Source organism: Neobacillus sp. K501 (genome assembly GCF_053749995.1).
Genome location: NZ_JBSLYA010000018.1, coordinates 15,107 through 40,575, shown reverse-complemented (window position 1 = coordinate 40,575; position 25,469 = coordinate 15,107). Strand labels below are relative to the sequence as shown.

Sequence of the window (25,469 nt, the reverse complement as noted above, 5' to 3'; positions counted from 1 at the left end):
CAAGGGTTGACAGCCGACAGCGTGTTTCTCAATAATCTCTCCCGGAAAAGGAGGCGTTTTTCATCGTATTCAAAAACATGAAAAGCCTGTTTTCCAAGTCTTTGAGTAGAAAAAGGTTGGTCATTACTTTTGCTAGTTTTGTAGTTTTAGCAGCCACTCTAGGTTTTTCATACTTTGAAGGATCAAAGAAATCTGTTGCATTGACTCTTAACGGACAGCAAAAAGTTGTAAAAACACATGCCAATACAGTGAAAGAACTATTCACAGAAATGGATGTAACCCTTAACTCAAGAGACTACTTGTTTCCCTCGGCAAACGCCAAGTTAAAAGACAACCAAAAGGTTGTTTGGAAGCAAGCAAAACAGGTTCAAATTGTCAAAGACAACGAGAAAAAAACGATCTGGACAACAGCCGGTACGGTTGATGAGCTCTTAAAAGAGCAAAAAATTGTATTGAACGAACAGGATAAGATTTCACCAAAAACGCAGGATTCCATTAAGAATAAGATGAAAATCAATATTAAAGTTGCTCATCCTCTCACTTTTATCGACGGTGGAAAAACGCAACAGGTTTGGTCTACTTCGGCTACGGTCGCTGACTTTTTAACACAACAGGGTATCAAACTAAATGAATTTGACCGAGTTGAACCGTCATTAGCAGAGACACTAAAAGATAATGACAGCATTAATGTCATTCGCGTAGAAAAAGTCACCGATGTAGTGGAAGAACCAGTTCATTTTGCCGTCATAACAAAGAAGGATGAGAGTTTAGAAGAAGGAAAAGAAGTACTTGTCAATCAAGGACAACAGGGACTTGTTTCAAGAGAATATGAGGTAACCCTTGAGAATGGCAAGGAAGTATCAAGGAAAATAATTAGCGAACAGCATCTTAAAGAGAAACAGGATAAGGTTGTAGCTGTCGGAACGAAGGAATTGGATATTCAGGTTTCCCGTGGAGCCGAGACCGGTACAGAGTTTTATGTTAGTACCACCGCCTACACAGCTTATTGCAATGGCTGTTCAGGCACAACGGCAACTGGGCTTGATTTACGTGCCAACCCGAACGCGAAAGTGATAGCAGTTGACCCGAGAATTATCCCACTTGGAACAAAGGTCTATGTGGAAGGCTATGGTTATGCGATAGCGGCTGATACTGGCGGTGCCATTAAAGGTTACAAAATCGATGTATTCTTTCCATCAAAAGCGGAAGCTTTCCGCTGGGGAGTAAGGAAGGTCAAGATCAAAATATTAAAATAGGCTTACAAGTGCAGAGGTCTCGTACCTCTGCATTTTGCTTTTTCCGTTATTTTCTTTATACTTACATCGAATGCCTATAACTTTTTACTAAATCATATGAAAGTATTTGTTAATATAGACGATGGACATTACAAAAATGTTTCAAGTTTTTTTCAATTCAATAAATTTTTATGGGGAAATGAAAAATGAAGATAAAAGAAGTCATTGTAGTAGAAGGGAAAGATGATACGACGGCGATCAAACGGGCAGTGGATGCTGACACAATCGAAACCAATGGTTCTGCCGTTAATCAAGAAACAATTGAAAAAATTAAACGGGTACAAGAGACGAGAGGAATCATTATCTTTACAGATCCAGACTTTCCAGGTGAGAAAATTAGAAAGACGATTTCAGAGCAGGTTTCGGGGTGTAAGCATGCTTTTTTACCGAAAGAGGCAGCACTAGCTAAAAATGGAAAAGGTCTAGGAGTCGAGCATGCCAAGGTAGAGGCAATCCGCGAAGCATTAAAAGATGCTCAAGTCATGCGGGAAACGATCGCAGAAGAAATTACCCAAGAGGATTTAATCACAGCAGGCCTCATTGGTGGTGAAGGCTCAAAAGAGCGCAGGATAAAATTAGGAAAGCTTTTAAAAATTGGTTATACCAATGGGAAGCAGCTCCATAAGCGCTTAATGATGTTCCAAATTAGTAAACAAGAATTTGCCCAAGCATTGGCAGTTGTCATACAGGAGGAAAATAATGAATAAAGATATTGCAACCCCGGTAAGAACACGGGCTATACTTGAAAAATACGGTTTTTCTTTTAAGAAAAGCCTTGGACAAAACTTTTTAATTGATACGAACATTTTACGAAGAATTGTAGATTTTGCAGAGCTTGGTGAAAATTCTGGGGCGATTGAAATTGGGCCTGGTATCGGTGCACTGACCGAGCAACTTGCCCGCAGCAGCAAAAAAGTCGTGGCTTTTGAAATCGATCAAAGATTATTGCCCATTTTGGCTGAGACATTATCACCTTATGAAAATGTTAAAGTGATACATAAAGATGTGCTTGAGGCGGATGTTCAGACTGTGATGGCCGATGAATTTACGGATATAGACGATATCATGGTCGTTGCGAATTTACCTTATTACGTGACAACTCCGATTATTATGAAACTTCTAGAGGGGCATCTGCCGATTCGGGGAATTGTTTGTATGCTGCAAAAAGAGGTCGCTGACCGAATCTCCGCGAGTCCCGGGACAAAGGAGTATGGATCACTTTCGATCGCGGTCCAGTATTATACAAAGGCGGAGACAGTCATGATTGTTCCTAAAACTGTGTTTGTCCCGCAGCCAAATGTTGATTCGGCAGTAATCCGCCTAACAAGACGAGAAAAGCCAGCTGTTACAGTAAAGGACGAAAATTTCTTTTTCCAAGTAACAAGGTCGAGCTTTGCCCAAAGAAGAAAAACATTGCTCAATAATCTAACCAGTCAGCTTCCAGATGGAAAACAAAAGAAGGAAGATATTTTAAAAGCTTTGTCTGCTGCTGAAATCGACCCAACTAGAAGAGGAGAGACATTATCCCTCGAAGAATTTGGGCGCCTAAGCGATGAATTGTATCCATTTTTTAAATAGACCTAATATAGGTCTATTTTTTTTGCTAGAAGTAAAAATTCGACTTTGAGAATTGTCCAGCTCCAGCGCCTAGGAGTTCGGGTCATAAGCCAATCCATCAAGAAGGTTAAAAAGCAACCTTCTCGCTGGCTCGTCTTATGCCTGTCGCCCCTGATCAAGGCGCTTCCGCTTTTCTTATAAATTCACATATTCCTGGGTCGTTGCATAGCCTATGAGAGAAACGTGATTTAGAAGGCCTATACGCTGATCTAATTGGAGTGACGGCAGTGGATATTAAACGAATGGATATAGTCGGAAGGCAGTCCTATAACTGTGATATTTTATTCCGGGTGATCGATATACAAGAAATAAACGGTGCTAGGTTTGCTATCCTATATGGGGAAGATTTTCGTTTAGTGGCAGATGCACCATACGAAGATTTAGAAAAAGCAGATCAAAACATGAGATCGAAAATTTCAAAAGAATATAAAGCATTAGAAGAGCAATCCTACCGCTTGTTTGCGCAGGATGTCCATTTAATCAAGCAAAGACGGGAATATACAGCCACAGATGGCTATGCGAAACCATCAAATTATTTTCAGATTCCTGGGAAGGTTCTTCATTTAGATGGTGATCCCGACTATTTAAAAAAGTGTATGACATTATATGAGAAGATTGGGATTCCTGTTTATGGTGTTCATTGTCATGAAAAGGAAATGCCAAATAGGATAGGTGAATTAATCGATCATTATCGTCCAGATATACTGGTGATTACCGGTCATGATGCCTACTCAAAGTCTAAGGGTAAGATGACAGATCTGAATGCTTATCGTCATTCAAAGCATTTTGTACAAACGGTAAGAGAGGCACGGAGGAAAATCCCGCATTTGGATCAACTCGTTATTTTTGCTGGTGCCTGTCAATCTCATTTTGAATCTTTAATTCACGCAGGGGCGAATTTTGCCAGCTCACCATCCAGGATCAATATTCATGCACTTGATCCTGTGTATATTGTTGCAAAAATTAGTTTTACACCGTTTATGGAGAGGATTAATGTTTGGGACGTATTGCGAAATACGCTAACAGGAGAAAAAGGGCTGGGAGGTATTGAAACAAAAGGTGTTTTACGAACCGGGATGCCATATAATCCTGTTCAGGAAGAAGATTCATAAGCCTTTAATTAGCGGAAGGCTTATTTTTTTATTCTAAGCACATATTCTTCCCTTATTAAGGTAAACCTAGAGATGTTGAATTTTAGTAGAAAAAGTAGAAGAAAAAATATTGACAATCATTTTGTCGGACTGATATAATTTTATGTTTTTAATTGACAGGACTATGTCAGTGTGATATACTTTACACAGTGAGGTGGACCGAATGCCAAAAACTTTAGCCGATATTAAAAAGGCTCTAGATTCCAATTTAGGGAAAAGATTGTTGCTTAAGGCAAACGGAGGACGCAGAAAAACAATCGAACGATCCGGCGTGTTAGCCGAAACGTACCCTTCAGTTTTCGTAATTGAATTAGACCAGGAAGAAAATGCATTTGAACGAGTGTCATACAGCTATGCAGATGTTTTGACAGAAACCGTTCAAATTACCTTCTATGAAGATGCAGCAGGAAATGTAGCTTTAAGTTAAGTTAGAATATAAGCAATACGTAAGCAGTAAACTCAGGTTTACTGCTTTTTGCTTTTTTAAAAGGCTGTGTGATAGGACATTGTTGATTGGAACGGAAGGTACGAAGACTCCTGCGGGAGTACGGAACAGGGGAGAGCCCGCTGGAGCGCAGCGACGAGGAGGCTCCCCGTACCGCTTGCGGAAAGCGAAGTGCCTGGAGTGGAAATCAACGGACTTATTTAATACGCCATTTTAAAAAGGGAAAATAGCCCTCATCAATTAAAGGATTCAACCCATACTAATAATGCCGTGTGTGTTGAAAGGGGTTGTATAGATGGCGAGAAGAAGAGGAGTTATGTCTAGCCACTTTAAAGAGGAGCTGGCAAAAGAACTCGGTTTTTATGATGTTGTTCAAAAGGAAGGCTGGGGCGGTATCCGTGCAAAAGATGCAGGGAATATGGTCAAACGAGCAGTAGAACTTGCACAACAACAGTTGATGAATAGAAACTCAAATTCTTAGTAAGCTTGAAATTACCTCTAATGTTAAAAATAGATCACACATGGTAAAGCCAAGGTCAAAAGCCTTGGCTTTTTTAAGTCTTGACTTTGAGAATTGTCGAGCTCCAACGCCTAGGGGCTCGGGTCATAAGCCAATCCGTCAAGAAGGTTAAAAAACAACCTTCTCGCCGGCTCGTCTTATGCCTGGCTACAGAAACTGTACGCATTAAGGGAGACTAAGCTCTGGCTTCGCCAATCGCTAATTCTCCCTATATCGCCCCTGGTCAAGGCGCTTCCGCTTTTCGTTTATTAATGATAAAATATGTAATCTGAAATAATTGTCACATTGTCACGTCTTACTTTTATCTTTTTGTGGTAAAATAGGACAAAATGTGGAATTCGGATTTTACAGAAGTAGGTGGGCGTAGTGAAGCTTTTAGTAAAAGCACCGGCCAAAATTAACTTATCTTTAGATGTTTTACATAAACGTCCTGATGGTTTTCATGAAGTTGAAATGATAATGACGACGATTGATTTGGCTGATCGAGTTGAATTAACTTTATTAGATCAAGATAAAATACGGATACTTTCCCATAATCGGTATGTTCCGGACGATCAGCGGAATTTAGCGTATCAGGCTGCGCAATTGTTAAAGGACCGCTTTCAGGTGAAAAAAGGCGTGGAAATAGCTATGGAGAAGACGATTCCTGTTGCCGCGGGATTAGCTGGAGGAAGCAGTGATGCTGCTGCCACTCTAAGAGGCTTAAATAAACTTTGGAATCTAGGATTGACGATGGAGGAATTAGCCGAGCTTGGCTCCGAAATTGGATCGGATGTTTCGTTCTGTGTATATGGAGGGACAGCGTTAGCGACAGGAAGAGGGGAAATCATTACCGAACTTCCTGCTCCTCCAACCTGCTGGGTCATTCTTGCCAAACCTTTTATTGGTGTTTCTACCGCTGATGTTTATCGGCGTTTGGACTTAAATGGAATGAAGCACCCGAATACTCAGGATATGATTCAGGCCATTAAAGATAATGACTACCATCAGGTTTGTCATAATGTAGGCAATGTTCTTGAGGATGTTACTTTGAATCTCCATCCAGAAGTAGCACAAATTAAGGAGCAAATGAAGCGGTTTGGTGCAGATGCTGTGCTAATGAGTGGTAGTGGACCTACTGTGTTTGGAATTGTCCAGCATGATTCTAGGATGCACCGGATTTATAATGGTTTAAGAGGATTTTGTGATCAAGTTTTCGCTGTAAGGATGCTGGGAGAGCGACATTCTCTTGATTAAAAACGTACAAAAATGATATTCTGTTAATAGAATATTCGTCTTTTGGGGGTCCGCTATGAAGTTTCGCCGCAGTGAACGATTAATAGATATGACGAACTATTTACTTGACCATCCGCGCCAACTTGTACCGCTCACCTTTTTTGCCGAACGTTACTCTTCTGCTAAATCATCCATTAGTGAAGATTTAGCTATAATCAAAGAAACGTTTGAACAAAGAGGCATTGGAACGTTGCAAACGGTACCAGGTGCCGCTGGAGGAGTTAAATATCTAGTCAATGTAAGTATGGAAGACGCTAAAAAGTTTGTCGGGGAATTGTGCCATTTATTTGCTAAACCAGACCGGCTATTACCTGGTGGTTACTTGTATTTAACAGATATTTTGGGAGATCCTCAGGTGGTGCAAAAAGCAGGAAGGATCATTGCTTCCGCTTATGCAGATGCAAAAATTGATGTAGTAATGACAGTCGCTACAAAAGGAATACCCCTTGCTTATGCTGTTGCCAGTCAACTGAATGCCCCTGTTGTGATTGTAAGAAGAGACAGTAAAGTGACAGAAGGTCCAACCGTGAGCATTAATTATGTCTCTGGTTCTGCCAAAAGAATTCAAACCATGGTCTTATCGAAGAGAAGCTTAGCTCAAGGGTCAAGAGTACTGATTGTCGATGACTTTATGAAAGCTGGCGGCACGGTCATGGGGATGATTAGTTTGCTTGAGGAGTTTAATGCAGAAGTTGCTGGGATCGCTGTCTTAGTGGAAGATGAAAAAGTCCAGGAACGTCTAGTGGATGAATATGTCTCCCTTGTCCAACTGACGGAAGTAGATGAAAAGGAAAAACAGATTCAAGTAAAAGAAGGCAATTATTTTAAACGAAGAGAGGCGGAATGAGAATGAAAGTAGTTCAAACCAACCAAGCACCTGCAGCTATTGGCCCTTACTCGCAGGGGATTATTGTAAATAATTTATTTTATAGCTCAGGACAAATTCCGTTAACAGCAGAGGGTGTTTTGCTAGAAGGCGGAATAATCGAACAAACTCATCAAGTTTTCAAAAATTTGGATGCAGTTCTTACTGCAGCTGGTGCCTCGTTTGAAACGGTTGTGAAAGCAACGGTCTTTATTAAAAATATGGATGATTTTGCAGCTGTGAACGAAGTATATGGTCAATATTTTTCAACAAATAAACCAGCACGTTCTTGTGTAGAAGTTGCCCGTCTTCCAAAAGATGTCTTAATTGAAATTGAAGTCATTGCGCTCGTAAAATAATACGAGCGTTTTTTTTTGCGATTTATGTCAATGTACGAAATAGGAAAAAATGTATTGTTTTTACAAATGTTCACAATAATGACTAAAATTTTCAAAAATATTTTAAATTTAAAGAAGGATTATGTGATTATCTGTTGAATTTAATAAACTAGCTTTTTAACTTTAGAAAAGGGTGTGAGCACATGGAAGTAACAGACGTAAGATTACGCCGCGTTAACACGGACGGTCGTATGAGAGCGATTGCATCAATCACATTAGACAATGAATTTGTCGTTCACGACATCCGCGTTATTGACGGAAATAACGGTTTATTTGTTGCAATGCCAAGTAAACGTACTCCTGATGGAGAATTTCGTGATATTGCGCATCCAATCAATTCAGGAACTCGCGGAAAAATCCAAGAAGCAGTTTTAGCTGAATATCACCGTTTAGGTGAATTGGAAGTTGAGTTTGAAGAAGCAGGGGCTTCCTAAAATTGAATTTTTACAACTTAGAGCCTACTACATAAGTAGTGCTCTTTTTTCTATTCCCCCCATTCCCCAACATCCTCCATTCTCTAATTTTTTCAAAATAACAAATTCAGACACATATCGTTCATTCCTTGAAAAGACAGGCTATTTACGTTAATATTTTTAATGGATAAAAAGGTAAATTGGAGGCCTGTTCATGTCTAATCGTTATGCTGTGATTTTAGCCGCCGGACAAGGGACGCGGATGAAATCTAAGCTTTATAAGGTATTACACCCTGTATGCGGTAAACCGATGGTGCAACATGTTGTTGACCAAGTCGAAAAGCTTCAAGTACAAGAAATGGTCACGATTACTGGCCATGGTGCAGAAATGGTAAAAGCACAATTAGGAGAAGCCAGTCACTATGCGCTTCAAGCTGAGCAGCTTGGGACTGCCCATGCAGTCATGCAGGCACAACAGATGCTTGAAGGAAAAGACGGAATTACCATCGTTGTTTGTGGGGATACACCGTTAATTAAAGCAGAAACAATGGAAGCCCTTTTTAAACATCATGAGGAATTATCTGCAAAAGCTACGATTCTAACAGCAAGAATTGATGATCCGACTGGATATGGCCGTATCATCCGCAACGAAGCGGGGCTTGTTGAAAAAATCGTTGAACATAAAGATGCGGACGAAGCAGAACGTCGAATAAATGAAATTAATACCGGAACCTACTGTTTTGACAATGCAGCCTTGTTTGAGGCGTTAAAGAATGTCTCCAATAACAATGTTCAAGGTGAATATTACCTCCCTGATGTGATTGAGATTCTAAAAAAACAGGGGGAAGTTGTCACAGCCTACCAAACGAATGACTTGGAAGAAACATTGGGCGTAAACGACCGGGTTGCCTTGGCGGAAGCAGAGAGAATTATGCGCAGACGCATTAATGAAAAACATATGCGTAATGGCGTCACCATCATTGACCCTGCTAATACGTATATTGAAACAGAAGTAGTGATAGGTCCGGATACAATTATTTACCCGGGAACGATGATAAAAGGAAACACAGCCATTGGTTCTGAATGCCATATTGGACCAAATTCTGAAATTGATTCTTGCGAGGTTGGAGATGAAACGGTCATCCGTCAATCTGCTGCTCATCAAAGCTCGATTGGCAATCACGTCAATATTGGGCCATTCGCCCATATTCGACCTCAATCTGATATTCAAGATGAAGTAAAGATTGGGAACTTTGTTGAGATTAAGAAGGCCGTTTTCGGACAGGGAAGCAAAGCATCTCATCTTAGCTATATAGGTGATGCTGAGGTTGGCAAGGATGTAAATATTGGCTGTGGTTCCATTACGGTTAACTATGATGGAAAAAATAAATTTTTAACAAAAATTGAAGATGAAGTCTTTATTGGTTGTAATTCTAATCTAGTTGCTCCTGTGACAGTAGGAAAGGGTGCTTATGTAGCAGCAGGTTCAACGATCACAAAGGATGTCCCTGGGAAGGCATTATCGATTGCACGATCACACCAGGTTAATAAGGAAAATTACGTTGAGAAGCTTAATTTGAAAAAATAAGCATGAATATTGGAGGGCAATATGTCAAATCAATACTTAGATCCAAACTTGAAGGTGTTCAGTCTAAATTCTAATCTCCCACTTGCTAGAGAGATTGCAAAAGTCATTGGTGTCGAACTAGGGAAAAGCTCAGTTACCAGATTTAGCGATGGTGAAATCCAGATTAATATTGAGGAAAGTATTCGTGGCTGTGATGTTTATGTGATTCAGTCTACGAGCGCACCGGTTAACGAAAATATTATGGAAGTATTAATCATGATTGATGCGTTAAAACGGGCATCGGCAAAAACAATTAATGTTGTTATGCCATACTATGGCTATGCTCGCCAAGACCGTAAAGCCCGTGCACGTGAACCAATCACGGCTAAATTGGTAGCGAATCTTTTAGAGACCGCTGGTGCAACCCGGGTTATTTGCTTAGATTTACACGCACCACAAATTCAAGGGTTCTTTGAAATTCCAACAGACCATCTAATGGGTGTTCCTATTTTAGCAGACTATTTTAAAAAGAGAGAGTTTGATGGTGATGTTGTCATTGTATCACCAGATCATGGCGGTGTTACCCGCGCACGGAAAATGGCTGAACGCTTAAAAGCACCAATTGCGATCATTGACAAGCGCCGCCCACGTCCGAATGTAGCGGAAGTAATGAATATTGTTGGGAATATCGAAGGGAAAATTGCGATATTAATTGATGATATTATTGATACAGCAGGAACGATTACTCTAGCGGCTAACGCTTTAGTCGAAAACGGTGCTCGGGAAGTATATGCTTGCTGTACACATCCTGTACTATCCGGCCCTGCTATCGATAGAATCCAAAATTCAAAAATTAAAGAATTAGTTATTACGAATTCCATTGCCCTTCCAGAAGAGAAAAAGACTGATAAAATTATTAACCTATCTGTGGCACCATTAATCGGTGAAGCGATTATTAGGGTTCACGAAGAACAATCCGTAAGTACTTTATTTGATTAATGATTTCTTAATGGGGATTTGACTAGAATAGTTAAATCCCTTTTCCTGCGTCTACACATTTTCTATGTTTAGACCTTCCTGTTTTAGGGCATTTTTTATATAGGCAGTAAAGAACTAAACTAGGAAGGTGACGAACATATGAGTACTGTTTTACAAGCAAAAGAACGTAATGAATTTCGAAATTCTGCTTTAAGGGAGATTAGAGAAGCTGGTAATATTCCTGCTGTCATCTATGGAAGTAAGGTTGAGAGTAAACCGGTTTTAATTAGTTCCGCAGATTTAACGAAAACGATTCGGACGGTCGGCAGAAATGGGATTATTTCTCTTGATGTAGATGGCAGTAAGCATGATGTTATCTTAAATGATTACCAACAGGATTGTATCAAAAAGGAAATTATCCATGTCGATTTCCTTGCCGTTGATCAATCATCGCAAATAACCGTAAATGTAAGACTTGTTCTGACTGGTGAAGCAGCTGGTGTGAAAGATGGTGGTGTTCTCCAGCAGCCAGTTCATGAACTTTCCATTACATCTACTCCAAATGAGATTCCTCAACAAATAGAAGTGGATGTATCGAATCTTCAAGTTGGGGAAACGATGAAAGTCTCTGACATTCTATATCAAGGTTCCTTCACCATTAATCACGAGGAAGAGGAAGTGGTCGCTTCCATCCTGCCTCCTAAGCAAGAAGAAGAGATCAATTCTGGTGAGCAGCAAGAAGGAGAACACCCTGACAATGAAGAAGGAAGAGAAACGGAGCCTGTTGGGGAATAGGTAGCAAAGACGTAACCTGATTATGGTTACGTCTTTTGATGCATATTTAATTGGGGGAAAAATGAAATGCTTCGAAAATGGATCAACAGGTGGACTGGGCCGAAGGAGAGGGAGAAAATGAAATTAATCGTTGGTTTAGGAAACCCGGGAAAGCAATATGAAAATACAAGACATAATATCGGATTTGATGTGATTGATGCACTATCGGACAAATTTTCGATCCCTTTGAATCAGTCTAAATTTAAAGGACTGTATGGAATGGGTGTTCATAAGGGTGAAAAAGTGGTGTTGCTAAAACCACTTACCTATATGAACCTATCAGGTGAATCAATACGCGCTGTCAGTGACTATTATCAGATTGATATAGAGGATATCGTAATTATCTATGATGACCTTGATTTGCCTGTTGGCAAGATTAGGCTCCGGCAAAAAGGGAGTGCTGGCGGACACAATGGGATTAAGTCAACAGTAGCCCATTTGGGTACCCAAGAATTCAACCGAATTCGAATAGGGATTGATCGGCCAAAGAATGGAATGAAGGTTCCGGACTATGTTTTAGGTCGTTTTTATGATGAAGAAAAGCCATTCACTCAGGAAGCAGTGAAAAAAAGTGCTGCTGCATGCGAAGCTTGGTTAGAAAAGCCTTTCTTACAGGTGATGAATGAATTTAATCAGTAAGTTGTTCATGGGATAAGCTTTTCTATCATACAATAAAGCAGTTGAATAACTTTTTCCTCTCGAGTTAATACTATGATTAATAGTAGAATAGGGAGGGGACTATAGTGGCTATTCATTATCATTGTCGTCATTGCGGCACAAGCCTAGGTTCAATTGAGCAGTCTTCAATTCACAGTGAAACACTTGGACTGCATAAATTAACACAGCAGGAACGACAAGAAATGGTTGCATATGATTCAGCTGGAAATATCCAGATTTCAGCCATCTGTGAAGACTGTCAGGAGGCATTGGAGCGAAACCCTGAGTATCATCAATATGACTTTCTGATTCATTAACCGCTTTGGAAGGCAATCCAAAGCATTTTTCTATTTAAATTCATTCATTAACATATAAAAATTACACAAGGAGAGGAGGAGAGCGTTTGAATGGTTTAAAGAATCTTTTCCTTCAGCAGGAAGATATTCATTCGATTATTTCAGGAGTACAGGAAGGCCTAAAGGAGCAGTTAATTGCAGGGCTTTCTGGTTCTTCAAGAACAGTACTAACCGCAAGCTTTTATGAACAGTTGAAAAGGCCAATTTTATTTGTTACCCATAATCTATTACAAGCACAAAAACTCTATGATGATATTGTAAATCTATTAAGTGAGGATGATGTCTTTCTCTTTCCAGCCAATGAGTTGATTGCTGCTGAGATGAGTATTGCCAGTCCAGAATTAAAAGCACAAAGAATGGAAGCTTTGAATCATTGGAGTAAGCGAGACAACGGAATTGTCATTGTTCCGATTTCAGGATTAAAGAAGGTCATCCCGCCTAAATCCTTGTGGAAGCAATACCAGCTTTCCTTTAAGCTAGGCGATGATATTGATGTAGACCAAGCTTTAACGACCTTGGTGCAAATGGGATATGTTCGGGCGGAAATGGTATCAACTCCAGGAGAGTTTAGTATTCGGGGGGGAATTATCGATATATACCCACTGACCGAAAATAATCCCATTCGTATGGAGCTATTTGATACCGAGATTGAATCCATCCGCTATTTCTCCCTTGAAGACCAAAGATCAAAGGAGAAAATTGCAGAAGTCTCGATTGGTCCGGCAACGGAGGTTCTGTTGTCACAGGAGGATTACAGCCGCTTAGCAGACAGGCTGGAAGATGGCTTAGCAAAAAGTCTGCGGAAATTAAAAGATGATAAAGCAAAACTTCAGCTCTCACAAAATATTAGTTATGAACTTGAACAAATTAAAAATGGTCAAAAGCCTGATCAGGTTTTTAAATACCTATCGATTGCCTATGAAAATCCCGCTAGTTTACTAGATTACCTACCGCGTAACGGAATGGTGTTTATTGACGAAATCAGCAGGGTCCAAGAAATGAATGACTCACTTGTGAAAGAAGAGGCGGAATGGTATACCGCGCTACTTAGTGAAGGTCAGATTATTCATGGTTTAAGCATCTCCCATGATTTACAGGGATTAATTCAAAAAAGAGATTTCCCGATTCTGTATATGAGCTTGTTCCTTCGTCATGTGGCTAATACGAATCCACAAAATATCATTAATATTTCATGTAAGCAAATGCAGAATTTCCATGGACAGATGCACTTGTTAAAAGCTGAAGTAGACAGATGGAAAAAAGGGAATTATTCTATATTATTTTTAGGACCGGATGAAGAACGAGTAAAAAAATTAGAACGAGTTTTAGAAGACTATGAAATAGATGCCACTGTAATAAAAGATAATCAGCAGCTTCTTCCTGGAAGAGTTCAGATTATGAAAGGCAATTTGCAAACAGGATTTGAGCTTTCCATTCAGAAAATCGCCATTATTACCGAGGAAGAACTATTTAATAAACGGGTCAAAAAGTCTAAGAACAGGCAGAAATTATCGAATGCTGAAAGAATTAAAAGTTATTCTGAGCTTAAGATAGGCGATTATGTGGTCCATGTTAACCACGGAATCGGGAAATACTTAGGAATTGAAACGCTCGTTATTAATGGTATTCATAAGGATTATTTGAATATCCACTATCAAGGGACGGATAAGCTCTATGTCCCAGTTGAGCAAATTGACCTTGTACAGAAGTATGTTGGTTCAGAAGGTAAAGAACCGAAAATCTATAAACTTGGCGGCAGTGATTGGAAAAAGGTGAAAAAGAAGGTCCAATCCTCTGTTCAAGATATTGCTGATGATTTGATTAAATTGTACGCAGAACGTGAGGCGGCTGTTGGATATGGTTTTTCACCGGATGGGGATATGCAGAGAGAATTCGAAGCGGCATTTGCCTACCAGGAAACAGATGACCAATTACGCTCGATCCATGAGATTAAAAAGGACATGGAGCGATCCCGTCCGATGGATCGGTTGCTCTGTGGTGATGTCGGCTACGGAAAAACAGAGGTGGCAATTCGAGCAGCTTTTAAGGCGATTGCCGATGGAAAGCAAGTTGCCCTGTTAGTTCCGACGACCATTTTAGCGCAGCAGCATTATGAAACGATGCGGGAAAGATTTCAAGATTATCCAATTAATATTGGGTTATTAAGCCGTTTCCGTTCCAAAAAGCAACAAACCGAAACCATTAAAGGTCTAAAAGCAGGTACGGTTGATGTAGTAATTGGAACACACCGGATTCTATCAAAGGACATAACCTATCGTGATTTAGGATTATTAATCATTGATGAAGAGCAAAGGTTTGGTGTTACCCATAAAGAAAAGATTAAAAAATTTAAAACAAATATCGATGTTTTAACCTTGACGGCGACCCCGATCCCGAGAACGTTGCATATGTCGATGCTCGGCGTCCGCGATTTGTCTGTTATCGAAACGCCGCCTGAAAATCGTTTTCCGGTTCAAACCTATGTCATGGAATATAACGGTTCGCTTGTAAGAGAGGCGATCGAAAGGGAACTCGCCCGCGACGGACAAGTTTACTTTTTATATAACCGGGTTGAAGATATTGAACGGAAGGCAGAAGAAATCTCGATGCTCGTTCCTGATGCCCGTGTCACCTGCGCCCATGGACAAATGACAGAAAATGAACTGGAATCTGTGATGCTTAGCTTTTTAGCAGGTGAATTTGATGTGCTTGTCAGTACTACGATCATTGAAACAGGCGTGGATATTCCAAATGTGAATACTTTGATTGTTTATGATGCTGACAGGATGGGTCTTTCACAGCTTTACCAGCTCCGTGGCCGGGTAGGACGCTCCAATCGTGTTGCTTACGCGTATTTTACTCACCGCAAGGATAAGGTTTTAACAGAAGTGGCTGAGAAGAGGCTGCAGGCAATCAAGGAGTTTACTGAACTGGGTTCAGGCTTTAAGATTGCCATGCGCGATTTATCGATCAGGGGTGCAGGGAATTTGCTTGGAGCGCAGCAGCATGGATTTATTGACTCAGTTGGTTTTGACTTGTACTCGCAAATGTTAAAAGAAGCGATCGAGGAACGGAAAGGCGATATCAAGCCAGAGGACAGAGTTAGCGTGGAAATTGATCTAGAAATCGATGCTTATATTCCGGATAGCTATATTAAGGATGGCCACCAAAAGATTGAAATGTATAAGCGCTTCAGAGGCTTACAAGCATTGGAGGATATTGAAGAACTTCAAGAGGAAATGCTTGACCGCTACGGGGAATACCCTGAAGAGGTTGCTTATCTGTTCCAAATTGCTGAGATGAAGATTTATGCACTCTTAGCGGGTGTAGAGCTTATTAAGCAAGTGAAGCAGGAAGTGACGATCTTAGTGAATGAACGGGCAAGTACGGCAATTGATGGTCAAAAGGTTTTTGCCTTAAGCAATAAATATCCAAGAATGATCGGTCTTGGTATGGATGGACAAAAACTGAAAATCGTTTTAAAGACGAAAGGCACAGAAACAGCCCATTGGTTGAATATTGCCTTTGAGATGATCAAGGGTCTTAAGGAGTCAAAAAAGGGCCAGGAGAATCCCGTTTAATTTATGAGGGAGCCTGTTACTTATTTCACAATAATTGGTGGAAAATGAAAAAATATTACGATTGTGTATAGAACTTTCTAGATGAAAGATACTAAGTTCAAAGTTGGTGATGACTAGAAAAGCGTAAGCGCCTTGACCAGGGGCGACAGGCATAAGACGAGCCGGCGGGAAGGTTGTTCTTTAACCTTTCTGACGGATTGGCTTATGACCCCGAGCCCCTAGGCGCTGAAGCTAGACAGTTACATATCTAATAATATGTCATTACCAAGTTAGTTAAAATCATCAGATGAAAGTGAGGCAACATTGGATGAAAGCAACTGGTATAGTTCGTCGAATCGATGATTTGGGTCGTGTTGTCATACCTAAAGAAATACGCAGAACATTGCGTATTCGGGAAGGGGATCCATTAGAGATCTTTGTGGATCGAGATGGAGAAGTCATATTGAAAAAATATTCACCAATCAGCGAGTTAAGCGATTTTGCTAAAGAGTATGCAGAAGCCCTATTTGACAGCCTCGGTAATCCGGTATTAATTTGTGATAGAGACACGTATATTGCGGTCGCAGGTGGTTCCAAAAAAGATTATTTAAATAAAAATATCAGTGATTTAGTCGAAAAGACAATGGAGGATCGTAATTCGGTTCTGATTACCCAGCAAGGAAATATTGCCTTAACTGATGGTAACGATGAAACGATTTCCTCCTATGCGATTGGCCCTATCATCGCAAACGGTGATCCAATCGGTGCAGTGATCATTTTCTCAAAAGAAGGAACCATTGGAGAAGTGGAAAAGAAGGCAGTTGAAACCGCTGCTGGATTTTTAGCAAGACAGATGGAGTCATAAAATAGTTTCATACATAAAAAAGGCAGCTGCTGCTGTCTTTTTTATTTTAATACGTTAAGAAAGCATAAAAATTTAGCACTGAAGATATCTCGATGTAGTAAAAATTTTTAGGAATTAAGTATAAGTGCAACTAGACAATCGCCTGCGCCTAACGGCTTAGCGCTCGCCAAGTTTTCTTTATGTTATAATACTTGCGACATTATTTTTAGAGGTGAACTAATGAGGCCCGTTAATCAATCAAAGGCACTTTTCAGAGGGGCTTTTATATTAGCACTAGCAGCACTCATTACCAAAATCTTAAGTGCTGTTTATCGCATCCCATTTCAAAATATCGTCGGGGATGTTGGTTTTTACATATATCAACAGGTTTATCCCTTTTATGGTCTAGCCATCGTGCTGTCAACAACGGGATTTCCGGTTGTCATTTCAAAACTTTATGCAGAACAGCAGGAGTCAGGGGACGAAGAGCGGACAAGACGGCTCTTATTCGTTTCCTTTGTCATTTTACAGGCGATAGGCATTTTTTGTTTTCTCATCCTTTATTTTGGTGCCGGCCAGATTGCAAGGTCCATGAATGATGTAAACTTAGCGGTATTAATAAAAGTGGTTGCCATCGTTTTCCTGCTGTTTCCGATGGTCTCGATCCTAAGAGGCTATTACCAAGGGAAGGGCGATATGGTTCCTACCGCATTATCACAGGTTGGGGAACAGTTTCTCCGTGTCTTTACGATTCTCTTTTTGGCCTTACTGCTGACAAAAATGGATTATTCTCTTTATCTCGTCGGCGGAGGGGCAATGGTAGGGTCGATTACTGGAATTATGACAGCAGCCGTCATTTTGATTACCTTTTTGTGGATTCGTAAAGAATGGAAATTAGCGGTACCGAGGAAAGAAATGTTTAAGGGATATTTATCAGAGTCCAAGCATATCTTTAAGGCACTCATCTTCCAGGGTCTTGCCATTTGTATTAGTGGAATGCTTATGATTTTTATCCAGCTGGCAGATGCCTTAAATCTTTATTCGTTACTCCTTGATAGTGGTTATGAAAGAAATGCAGCAAAGGCTATGAAGGGAATCTTTGACCGTGGTCAGCCGTTAATCCAGTTGGGCACGGTTGTAGCCACTTCCATGTCATTATCGCTAGTTCCACTGATTTCAAGTGTGCGCTTGAGAAAGGATTCGGATTTCTTAGTTGATAAAATCAGACTTGGAATAAGAATTATGTTAGTGATTAGTATTGGAGCCTCTGCAGGACTGTGGGCGATTATTGAGCCCACCAATATGATGTTATTTGAAAATAAATCGGGTTCTTCGGTGTTAGGAGCCCTAAGTTTTGTCATTCTCTTAAGCTCGATCATTACAACGATTATTGCCATTCTGCAAGGATTAGGATATTTATTATTTCCAGCTATAGTGGTACTGACCGCTTTTCCCCTTAAATACGTGTTCAATATTTTTTTAGTTCCAAATTATGGAACAATGGGAGCTGCTATTGCTACATTGATTACTTTGGTCATTATCTGTCTATTATTATGGTTAAGATTTAAGCGGGTCCAGCCGAGCTCATTGCTTACCTTTCAGTTTGGTCGAACCGTTTTTGCGGCAACCCTATTGATGGTTTTATTTTTAAAATTATATCTTGCACTGACAGATACAATCACGGCTTCTGTTGGAGTGGAACGGTTAATAGCCTCGTTACAGGCGTTGACAGCTGCGGGTTTTGGCGGATTTATCTTCTTATTTATCATCATAAGAGGAGGGATTTTCCACGAAAAGGAACTGGCGCTATTTCCCTTCGGCAGCAAATTGAGCCTTTTATTACCTAAAAAGAATAGGAGTTAAGATGATGGGAAAGAAAATTGAAATTCTCGGTCTTGGTGCAGGAACACTGGATCAGCTTCCATACGGTGTTTACAAAAAACTGCTCAAGGCCGAACATGTCTATTTAAGAACGAAGGAACATCCTGTTGTAGCAGAATTAGCATTAGAAGGTCTTGTCTACTCCTCGTTTGATATGGTTTACGAGAAGCATGACCAGTTTGAGCAGGTATATCAGGAAATTGTTGACACCTTATGGCAAAAAGCAAGACAAGAGGACGTCCTATATGCGGTTCCAGGACATCCACTAGTGGCTGAAAGAACCGTGCAATTACTTTTAGAAAAGGGCAGTGAAGGGGATATTGAGATTATCATCGGCGGTGGCCAAAGCTTTATTGATGCCATCTTTCAGGCATTGAAAATAGATCCGGTCGAGGGCTTTCAGCTGCTGGATGGGACATTATTGAAAGCAAATGAGCTGCAAATTAATCAGCATATTTTTATCAGTCAGGTTTATGATCAATTTGTCGCTTCCAATGTGAAGTTAACCTTAATGGAAAGATTACCGGACGATTATGAGGTCGTGATTGTTACGGCAGCGGGAAGTCATCAAGAATGGATTGAAAATATACCGTTATATGAGTTGGACCGGAAAGTGACCCTTGATAATCTTACCTCTATTTATGTTCCTCCGGTAACAGACGAGCAAATGATGCTGAAGGAATTTTCAAAGCTCCGCGATATCATCGCTGAACTAAGAGGTCCGAATGGCTGTCCTTGGGATAGAGAACAAACCCATGAGTCATTGAAGAAATATTTAATTGAAGAAACATATGAAGTAATTGAGGCGATTAACAGCGGTGATGTTGACCATTTAATTGAAGAGCTTGGTGATGTTCTGCTCCAAGTTATGCTTCATGCTCAAATTGGTGAGGATGAGGGCTATTTTGCGATTGAGGATGTCATTGAGGTCCTTTCTGAAAAAATGATTCGCAGGCACCCGCATGTATTCGGGGATCGAAAAGCAGAGAACGCCGAGGAGGTTGTCCGAAACTGGCAGGAAATAAAGCAGGAGGAAAAAGGAGAAACAAATGGTTCACTGCTTGATGGCGTATCTACGTCACTGCCCAATTTATTAAGGGCCTATGAAATCCAAAAGAAAGCCGCAAAAGTGGGCTTTGATTGGCAGGAGATTGGTCCTGCTTTAGCGAAAGTGAAAGAGGAGCTTGGGGAGTTTGAACATGAATTAACCCAAAAAGAAGCAGGCTTGCTGCTTGCAAAAAAAGAATTCGGTGATTTATTATTTGCCTTTGTAAATGTGGCAAGATTTTTGGACATTCATCCAGAAGAGGCATTGTTTGAAACGAATGAAAAGTTTATTCGCCGGTTCCAGTTTATTGAGGAAAAGGTTCAAGAAAGTAAGAAGCCGTTTGAAGCTTTTTCATTAGAGGAACTTGATTGTTTTTGGGATGAAGCAAAGGCAAATGGACTTTAGAATGGGGGAATAAGTAATGCGTTTAGATAAGTTTTTAAAAGTATCTCGTTTAATAAAGAGAAGAACCTTGGCCAAGGAAGTATCAGATCAAGGGAGAATTCTGATTAACGGTAAAGAAGCAAAAGCAAGCACGAACGTCAAAGTAGGAGATGAATTGACGATCCGCCTTGGACAAAGACTAGTTACAGCTCGTGTTGACGTCCTCCAAGAAACAACCCGTAAGGAAGCAGCTGCTGAGATGTATACCATTATTAAAGAAGAAAGAATCGGCACATCAGAGTTCTAAAGGGAGATAATTCACCCTAATGTTCTAATTCATTTACCCCTCACATAAATTATCTAATAAATAGGTTGTACAAATGATTGTGAGGGATGAATGATGAGTCAATATTATGAAGCAAACTCAGGCAAGGGGACGATTCCAGACCATGATGTCATCATGAGAGGCAGAAAGCTCCTAGATATAACGGGTGTAAAGCAAGTGGAGAGTTTTGATAACGAAGAATTTTTATTGGAAACGTCGATGGGATTTTTGGCGATTAAAGGGCAAAATCTGCAAATGAAAAATCTTGATGTCGAAAAGGGGATTGTTTCGATTAAGGGAAAGATCTTTGATTTAGTCTATTTAGATGAACATCATGGGGAGAAAACTAAAGGCTTCTTTAGTAAGATATTCCGATGACTCTTTCAACTCAATTCCTAACCATGCTTTCGATGATTGGGATGGGGACGCTGTTTGGAGCGATGTTTGATACCTATCAGCGGTTTTTGAAACGACCAAAGCGAAGATCGTGGATTGTCTTTTTTAATGATTTACTATTTTGGATCGCCCAAGCGTTAATCATTTTCTATGTATTATTCCTTGTGAATAATGGAGAGTTACGCTTTTATATTTTTATTGCCCTCCTTTGTGGATTTGCCGCTTATCAAAGCTTGTTGAAAGGTTTGTATTTGAGATTACTCGAAATAATCATTCGCACCTTGATTTCAGTTTATAGATTCATTCGAAAATCCTTTATAGTTCTCATCTATAAACCGATTATAGGTATCCTTCAATTGCTTATTTCGCTAATCATCCTAATTGGCAGGGGGATTTATTCCCTTGTCAAATTTATTTTAAAGGTTTTATTATGGATTATTAGAGTTCTAATCGTGCCAGTTGAAAAAATAATAATAATTCTTTGGAAACTTTTGCCGAAAGGTCTTAAAAAAACCGTCGAGAAGTTATATAATAAAACGGCAGGAATTTTTATGGTAATCAAGAATTACTCTATAAAGATGTTAGAAAAGTGGAAAAAACGAAAATAGTAAGGAGGTTTAGGGAATGAGTGAGGTGAGAGATAAGAAGAATGTAGCAAAAATACAGACAACCTATGTCAAACAGAAGGAATATGCTGAAGTGGCATCAGCAAGAAAAAAGAAGCTTCTGTTTAGAAGGCTGTCATTGTTTCTGGTTTTTGCTGCTGTTATTTCCTACTTTCTGATTTCTGGCTTTGTTTCCCAATCCTCTAGCTTAGAAGCAAAAGTGGCCCAAAAGCAGCTGCTTGATAAAGAGTTAGCAGATTTAGAGAAAAAAGAACAAATTCTTAATGAAGAAATTATTAAGTTAAATGATGATGATTATTTAGCGAAGCTGGCGAGAAAGGAATATTTCTTCTCTGAACAAGGTGAGATCATCTTTAATATCCCTGAGGAAGAGGAAGGAAAAAACAACCAGTAGCTAGTATTATTGACACTTATTTTTCCGTTTTTGTATAATATATAGTAAGTATGATTTTTTATATTTTTAAGGAGGAACATTCTTTTTATGTCAATCGAAGTAGGCAGCAAGTTACAAGGAAAGGTAACAGGGATTACAAATTTCGGAGCATTTGTGGAGCTGCCAGATGGCTCAACAGGACTCGTGCACATCAGTGAAGTCGCTGACAATTATGTAAAAGATATTAATGATCATCTTAAAGTTGGCGACCAAGTTGAGGTGAAAGTCATCAATGTTGAGAAAGATGGGAAAATTGGGTTATCTATTAAAAAGGCAAAAGATAGACCAGAAGCGCCGCAAAGATCCCATTCACACTCAAACTCACATTCACAACGCCCTCGTCAGGGCAGATCAAACGATCGTAATAACCCTCGAGGAGAAACGTTTGAATCAAAAATGGCGAAGTTTTTAAAAGATAGTGAGGATCGTTTAACATCCCTAAAACGTCACACGGAATCAAAACGTGGTGGCAGAGGAGCTAGACGGGGGTAACTTGCTGCTTATTTATTAGCTGATAGATGGCAGGATATATAAAGTGAAACTTCAATCAGTGGGGGTTTTTATTCATCCCCCGCTGAATGTTAGTTGAACTTATCGGGCTTTTACGGGCAGTTATCCCCCACCTAAACTTCGCTTTTACTAAAGTTTTAAGGTGGGGGTCTACTGCCCGTTAATGCGGGATAAATGGTTGCTATTCAAAGACAAGTCGACTCGACTTGTCTTTTTGTATGGGTTTTAAAAAAACACAAAAAAAGCACTGGAAAATTCCAGTGCTTTCGCTATTCTGATAGCGGCGGAGGGGATCGAACCCCCGACCTTACGGGTATGAACCGTACGCTCTAGCCAGCTGAGCTACACCGCCATGTCATTAGACACAAGATATATAATACCGAGGACTAAAACAGATGTCAACGAGTTTTTTTCGAATTACGACATATATTTATGCTTGCAATATTAATTGAATGAATATAGTGAAAACCGTCGAACGAAAATTTTCCATTTGTTCACTAATTTGACAAACTTTGAACTCTAGCAATTTTATAATAGAGCAACGAAGAAATTAGTAGGGAGTGTGATCCATGGAAAAGATAGAGCGGAGTCTAATAGAGCCGGTTGGGGAAGTCAACTTCCAAGCATCTAAGTGGAATTGGGGCATAGGATTAAAAAAATTCCAGTTAAAAGTAGAATCCTTCTTGTTAAAAAAAGGATATCTTTTACTCTTAATAGGTTTCTTACTTGGAAGAGCTTTAATATTGTCACAGCTTACTCCTTTTAGTCTTCCATTTTTCGCATCCGTCTTTTTAATTAAAAGAGATCGGTCACCACTAGCCTTAGTCGGACTCGTTGCAGGGGCTGCGACGATATCCATAAAAAATGCTGCATTTACCTTTGCCGTATCTGTCCTGTTTCTTGTTCTTTATCGAATTAGTGAGAAATGGATAAAAAACGAAATGCGGACGGTTCCTTTCTTTGTGGCGATCATCCTCGGTGGGGGGAAACTGGCAGAGTCCTTCTTTATCTCTAAAGAATTATCGCTATACGATACGATGATGGTAGGTGTACAAGCAAGTCTAGCATTTATTTTAACAATGATTTTTTTACAAAGTATTCCATTGCTGATCATGAGTAAACGGAGACAGCTGCTAAAAACAGAAGAGATTGTCTGTTTAATTATCATGTTGGCATCGATTATGACAGGGACAATCGGCTGGAAGATCTATGATCTATCCCTGGAACATATTATGTCCCGCTATTTAGTATTAGTATTTTCATTTATTGCCGGTGCAACGGTGGGCTCTACCGTTGGGGTAGTGACGGGCCTCATCTTTAGCCTTGCAAGTGTATCTAGCTTCTACCATATGAGTTTATTAGCTTTTTCTGGAGTATTGGGCGGTTTATTAAAAGAAGGGAAAAAAATTGGTGTAGCCATTGGCTTGTTTATTGCCACTCTTTTAATTGGTATGTATGGGCAGGAAGGCGGCTCGCTCACCATCACATTACTAGAGTCCACAGCGGCCATCTTCCTATTTCTCCTAACACCACAATTTTTTACCTCTAGATTAGCTAAATATATTCCAGGTACCCCAGAATATACGACGGAGCAGCAAAAATATATGAGGAAAATGCGCGATGTGACAGCGCAAAGAGTGTCTCAATTTTCAAATGTTTTTCATGCTCTTTCTAAGAGCTTTTCACAAATGGATATCCAGCCAGATATCGATGAAAATGAACGAGAAATGGATTACTTCATGAGTAATGTTACGGAAAAAACCTGTAATACCTGCTTTAAAAAGGAACAGTGCTGGGCAAAGAATTTTACGACTACCTATTCCTACTTAGAAGAAATTATTCATGAAATGGATCAAAGTGATGGAGTCGTACCTGCAAAACTATCACGGGAATGGGAAAAACACTGTACAAGATCCCAGCGAGTTTATGAGGCGATTGGGCAGGAGCTGACGTTCTTCCAAGCCAATCAAAAACTTAAAAAGCAGGTTCAAGAAAGCCGGAAGTTAGTTGCCGACCAGCTCCTTGGAGTATCAGAGGTCATGGAGAACTTCGCTAAGGAAATTCAGCGTGAGCGAGAGAATCATCATAAGCAGGAAGAACAAATTATGGAGGCGATCCAAGCTTTTGGTATCCATATTGAACATGTTGAGATCTATAGTCTGGAACAAGGTAATGTTGATATTGAAATGACAGTGCCATTCTGCAATGGTCATGGAGAATGTGAAAAGTTAATTGCCCCGATGCTTTCGGATATTCTTGGAGAAACCATTGTCGTGAATGCTGAAGAATGCGCAACCTACCCGAATGGTTTCTGCCATGTCATGTTCCGATCCTCCAAAGCCTTTACAGTCGAAACGGGTGTCGCACACGCAGCAATGAATGGAGGGCTAGTATCGGGAGACAGCTATTCAACCATTGAACTAGGCTTAGGTAAATTTGCAATTGCGATTAGTGATGGTATGGGGAACGGTGAAAGAGCTCATTATGAAAGTAATGAGACACTAAAGCTGTTACAGAAAATTCTTCAGTCAGGAATAGAGGAGAAGGTGGCGATTAAATCTATTAACTCCATTCTTTCATTGAGGACGACAGATGAAATTTTCTCAACCTTAGACTTGGTGATGATTGATCTGCAGAATGCTGCGGCAAAATTCCTCAAAATTGGTTCGACACCAAGCTTTATCAAACGGGGAAATAAAGTGATAAAAATTCAAGCAAGCAATCTTCCAATCGGGATGCTGGAGGAATTTGAAGTCGACGTTGTCAGCGAACAATTAAAAGCCGGCGATATCTTGATTATGATGAGCGATGGGGTCTTTGAGGGACCGAGGCATGTGGAAAACTATGATATTTGGATGAAACGGAAGATCCAAGAATTGCAAACGAACGATCCTCAGGAAATTTCCGATTTAATCTTGGAAGAGGTTATTCGTTCACGCGATGGACAGATTGGCGATGACATGACCATTGCTGTGGCAAAGATTAAACATAATACCCCTAAATGGGCAAGTATTCCTGTTCATAAACTGAAGAAAAGAGCATAATCCGTTATTTTGCACTGACTTCTTAATAATTATGTATAAATCCCCTC

General features: G+C 40.0%; 25 protein-coding genes and 1 tRNA gene. 25 read left to right on the top strand and 1 reads right to left on the bottom strand.

Features of this window, described 5'->3' with window-relative positions; genetic code table 11:
- The first annotated feature begins 77 nt into the window (after positions 1-77).
- From ACWM35_RS24215 to ACWM35_RS24100, 24 genes are all read left to right on the top strand, one after another.
- On the top strand, positions 78-1,256 hold the full coding sequence (locus tag ACWM35_RS24215) for a ubiquitin-like domain-containing protein (RefSeq protein ID WP_454821453.1): 1,179 nt from the start codon (positions 78-80) through the stop codon (positions 1,254-1,256).
- Between the two features lie 185 nt (positions 1,257-1,441).
- The gene (gene rnmV / locus ACWM35_RS24210) at positions 1,442-2,002 is read left to right on the top strand and encodes a ribonuclease M5 (protein ID WP_454821452.1); all 561 of its coding nucleotides are present in this window, start codon (positions 1,442-1,444) and stop codon (positions 2,000-2,002) included.
- Positions 1,995-2,873, top strand: coding sequence for a 16S rRNA (adenine(1518)-N(6)/adenine(1519)-N(6))-dimethyltransferase RsmA (gene rsmA, locus ACWM35_RS24205; protein WP_454821451.1), 879 nt, complete (start codon positions 1,995-1,997; stop codon positions 2,871-2,873). Before rnmV ends, rsmA begins: the two co-directional genes overlap by 8 nt.
- Positions 2,874-3,139: 266 nt before the next feature.
- Positions 3,140-4,024: a sporulation peptidase YabG gene (gene yabG, locus ACWM35_RS24200; RefSeq protein ID WP_454821450.1), complete on the top strand. Its 885-nt coding sequence runs from the start codon at positions 3,140-3,142 to the stop codon at positions 4,022-4,024.
- Between the two features lie 202 nt (positions 4,025-4,226).
- The gene (veg, locus tag ACWM35_RS24195) at positions 4,227-4,490 is read left to right on the top strand and encodes a biofilm formation stimulator Veg (RefSeq protein WP_335415523.1); all 264 of its coding nucleotides are present in this window, start codon (positions 4,227-4,229) and stop codon (positions 4,488-4,490) included.
- A gap of 313 nt (positions 4,491-4,803) precedes the next feature.
- Positions 4,804-4,989 carry a small, acid-soluble spore protein, alpha/beta type gene (locus tag ACWM35_RS24190; RefSeq protein ID WP_454821449.1) on the top strand — a complete coding sequence of 62 codons (186 nt, stop codon included), beginning with the start codon at positions 4,804-4,806 and terminating at the stop codon, positions 4,987-4,989.
- A 405-nt stretch (positions 4,990-5,394) separates the two neighbouring features.
- Positions 5,395-6,264 carry a 4-(cytidine 5'-diphospho)-2-C-methyl-D-erythritol kinase gene (gene ispE, locus ACWM35_RS24185; RefSeq protein WP_454821448.1) on the top strand — a complete coding sequence of 290 codons (870 nt, stop codon included), beginning with the start codon at positions 5,395-5,397 and terminating at the stop codon, positions 6,262-6,264.
- Positions 6,265-6,319: 55 nt separating this feature from the next.
- Complete coding sequence (gene purR / locus ACWM35_RS24180; protein ID WP_454821447.1) at positions 6,320-7,150, top strand: pur operon repressor; 831 nt, start codon at positions 6,320-6,322, stop codon at positions 7,148-7,150.
- 2 nt (positions 7,151-7,152) lie between these two features.
- Positions 7,153-7,527 carry a RidA family protein gene (locus tag ACWM35_RS24175; protein ID WP_454821446.1) on the top strand — a complete coding sequence of 125 codons (375 nt, stop codon included), beginning with the start codon at positions 7,153-7,155 and terminating at the stop codon, positions 7,525-7,527.
- 182 nt (positions 7,528-7,709) lie between these two features.
- Positions 7,710-8,000, top strand: coding sequence for a septation regulator SpoVG (spoVG, locus tag ACWM35_RS24170; RefSeq protein WP_003347151.1), 291 nt, complete (start codon positions 7,710-7,712; stop codon positions 7,998-8,000).
- Positions 8,001-8,193: 193 nt separating this feature from the next.
- Positions 8,194-9,567, top strand: coding sequence for a bifunctional UDP-N-acetylglucosamine diphosphorylase/glucosamine-1-phosphate N-acetyltransferase GlmU (gene glmU, locus ACWM35_RS24165; RefSeq protein ID WP_454821445.1), 1,374 nt, complete (start codon positions 8,194-8,196; stop codon positions 9,565-9,567).
- Between the two features lie 21 nt (positions 9,568-9,588).
- A complete protein-coding gene (locus ACWM35_RS24160; protein ID WP_454821444.1) occupies positions 9,589-10,545 on the top strand; it encodes a ribose-phosphate diphosphokinase in 957 nt (318 codons plus the stop codon).
- 138 nt (positions 10,546-10,683) lie between these two features.
- Positions 10,684-11,319 carry a 50S ribosomal protein L25/general stress protein Ctc gene (locus ACWM35_RS24155; RefSeq protein ID WP_454821443.1) on the top strand — a complete coding sequence of 212 codons (636 nt, stop codon included), beginning with the start codon at positions 10,684-10,686 and terminating at the stop codon, positions 11,317-11,319.
- Positions 11,320-11,436: 117 nt separating this feature from the next.
- Complete coding sequence (gene pth, locus ACWM35_RS24150) at positions 11,437-11,997, top strand: aminoacyl-tRNA hydrolase (RefSeq protein ID WP_454821470.1); 561 nt, start codon at positions 11,437-11,439, stop codon at positions 11,995-11,997.
- A 104-nt stretch (positions 11,998-12,101) separates the two neighbouring features.
- Positions 12,102-12,332: an anti-sigma-F factor Fin family protein gene (locus ACWM35_RS24145; protein WP_454821442.1), complete on the top strand. Its 231-nt coding sequence runs from the start codon at positions 12,102-12,104 to the stop codon at positions 12,330-12,332.
- 86 nt (positions 12,333-12,418) lie between these two features.
- A complete protein-coding gene (gene mfd / locus ACWM35_RS24140; RefSeq protein ID WP_454821441.1) occupies positions 12,419-15,952 on the top strand; it encodes a transcription-repair coupling factor in 3,534 nt (1,177 codons plus the stop codon).
- A 307-nt stretch (positions 15,953-16,259) separates the two neighbouring features.
- On the top strand, positions 16,260-16,796 hold the full coding sequence (gene spoVT, locus ACWM35_RS24135) for a stage V sporulation protein T (protein WP_454821440.1): 537 nt from the start codon (positions 16,260-16,262) through the stop codon (positions 16,794-16,796).
- 219 nt (positions 16,797-17,015) lie between these two features.
- A complete protein-coding gene (locus ACWM35_RS24130) occupies positions 17,016-18,638 on the top strand; it encodes a putative polysaccharide biosynthesis protein (protein WP_454821439.1) in 1,623 nt (540 codons plus the stop codon).
- Positions 18,639-18,642: 4 nt separating this feature from the next.
- Positions 18,643-20,109 (top strand): bifunctional methyltransferase/pyrophosphohydrolase YabN, encoded by a 1,467-nt coding sequence (gene yabN, locus ACWM35_RS24125; protein ID WP_454821438.1) that lies wholly within the window; start codon positions 18,643-18,645, stop codon positions 20,107-20,109.
- Positions 20,110-20,125: 16 nt separating this feature from the next.
- The gene (locus ACWM35_RS24120; protein WP_454821437.1) at positions 20,126-20,395 is read left to right on the top strand and encodes an RNA-binding S4 domain-containing protein; all 270 of its coding nucleotides are present in this window, start codon (positions 20,126-20,128) and stop codon (positions 20,393-20,395) included.
- Positions 20,396-20,488: 93 nt separating this feature from the next.
- Positions 20,489-20,791 (top strand): sporulation protein YabP, encoded by a 303-nt coding sequence (gene yabP / locus ACWM35_RS24115; RefSeq protein WP_454821436.1) that lies wholly within the window; start codon positions 20,489-20,491, stop codon positions 20,789-20,791.
- Positions 20,788-21,417: a spore cortex biosynthesis protein YabQ gene (gene yabQ / locus ACWM35_RS24110; protein WP_454821435.1), complete on the top strand. Its 630-nt coding sequence runs from the start codon at positions 20,788-20,790 to the stop codon at positions 21,415-21,417. Before yabP ends, yabQ begins: the two co-directional genes overlap by 4 nt.
- Before the next feature lie 16 nt (positions 21,418-21,433).
- Positions 21,434-21,829, top strand: coding sequence for an FtsB family cell division protein (locus tag ACWM35_RS24105; protein ID WP_454821434.1), 396 nt, complete (start codon positions 21,434-21,436; stop codon positions 21,827-21,829).
- Positions 21,830-21,916: 87 nt separating this feature from the next.
- The gene (locus tag ACWM35_RS24100; RefSeq protein ID WP_454821433.1) at positions 21,917-22,360 is read left to right on the top strand and encodes a S1 domain-containing RNA-binding protein; all 444 of its coding nucleotides are present in this window, start codon (positions 21,917-21,919) and stop codon (positions 22,358-22,360) included.
- Positions 22,361-22,656: 296 nt separating this feature from the next.
- Here ACWM35_RS24100 and ACWM35_RS24095 read toward each other — a convergent pair.
- A tRNA-Met gene (locus ACWM35_RS24095) sits at positions 22,657-22,730 on the bottom strand.
- Positions 22,731-22,947: 217 nt separating this feature from the next.
- Between ACWM35_RS24095 and spoIIE the strand changes: the two genes are divergently transcribed.
- Entirely contained in the window at positions 22,948-25,422 is a 2,475-nt protein-coding gene (gene spoIIE / locus ACWM35_RS24090) for a stage II sporulation protein E (protein WP_454821432.1), read from the top strand.
- The last annotated feature ends 47 nt before the right edge of the window (positions 25,423-25,469 follow it).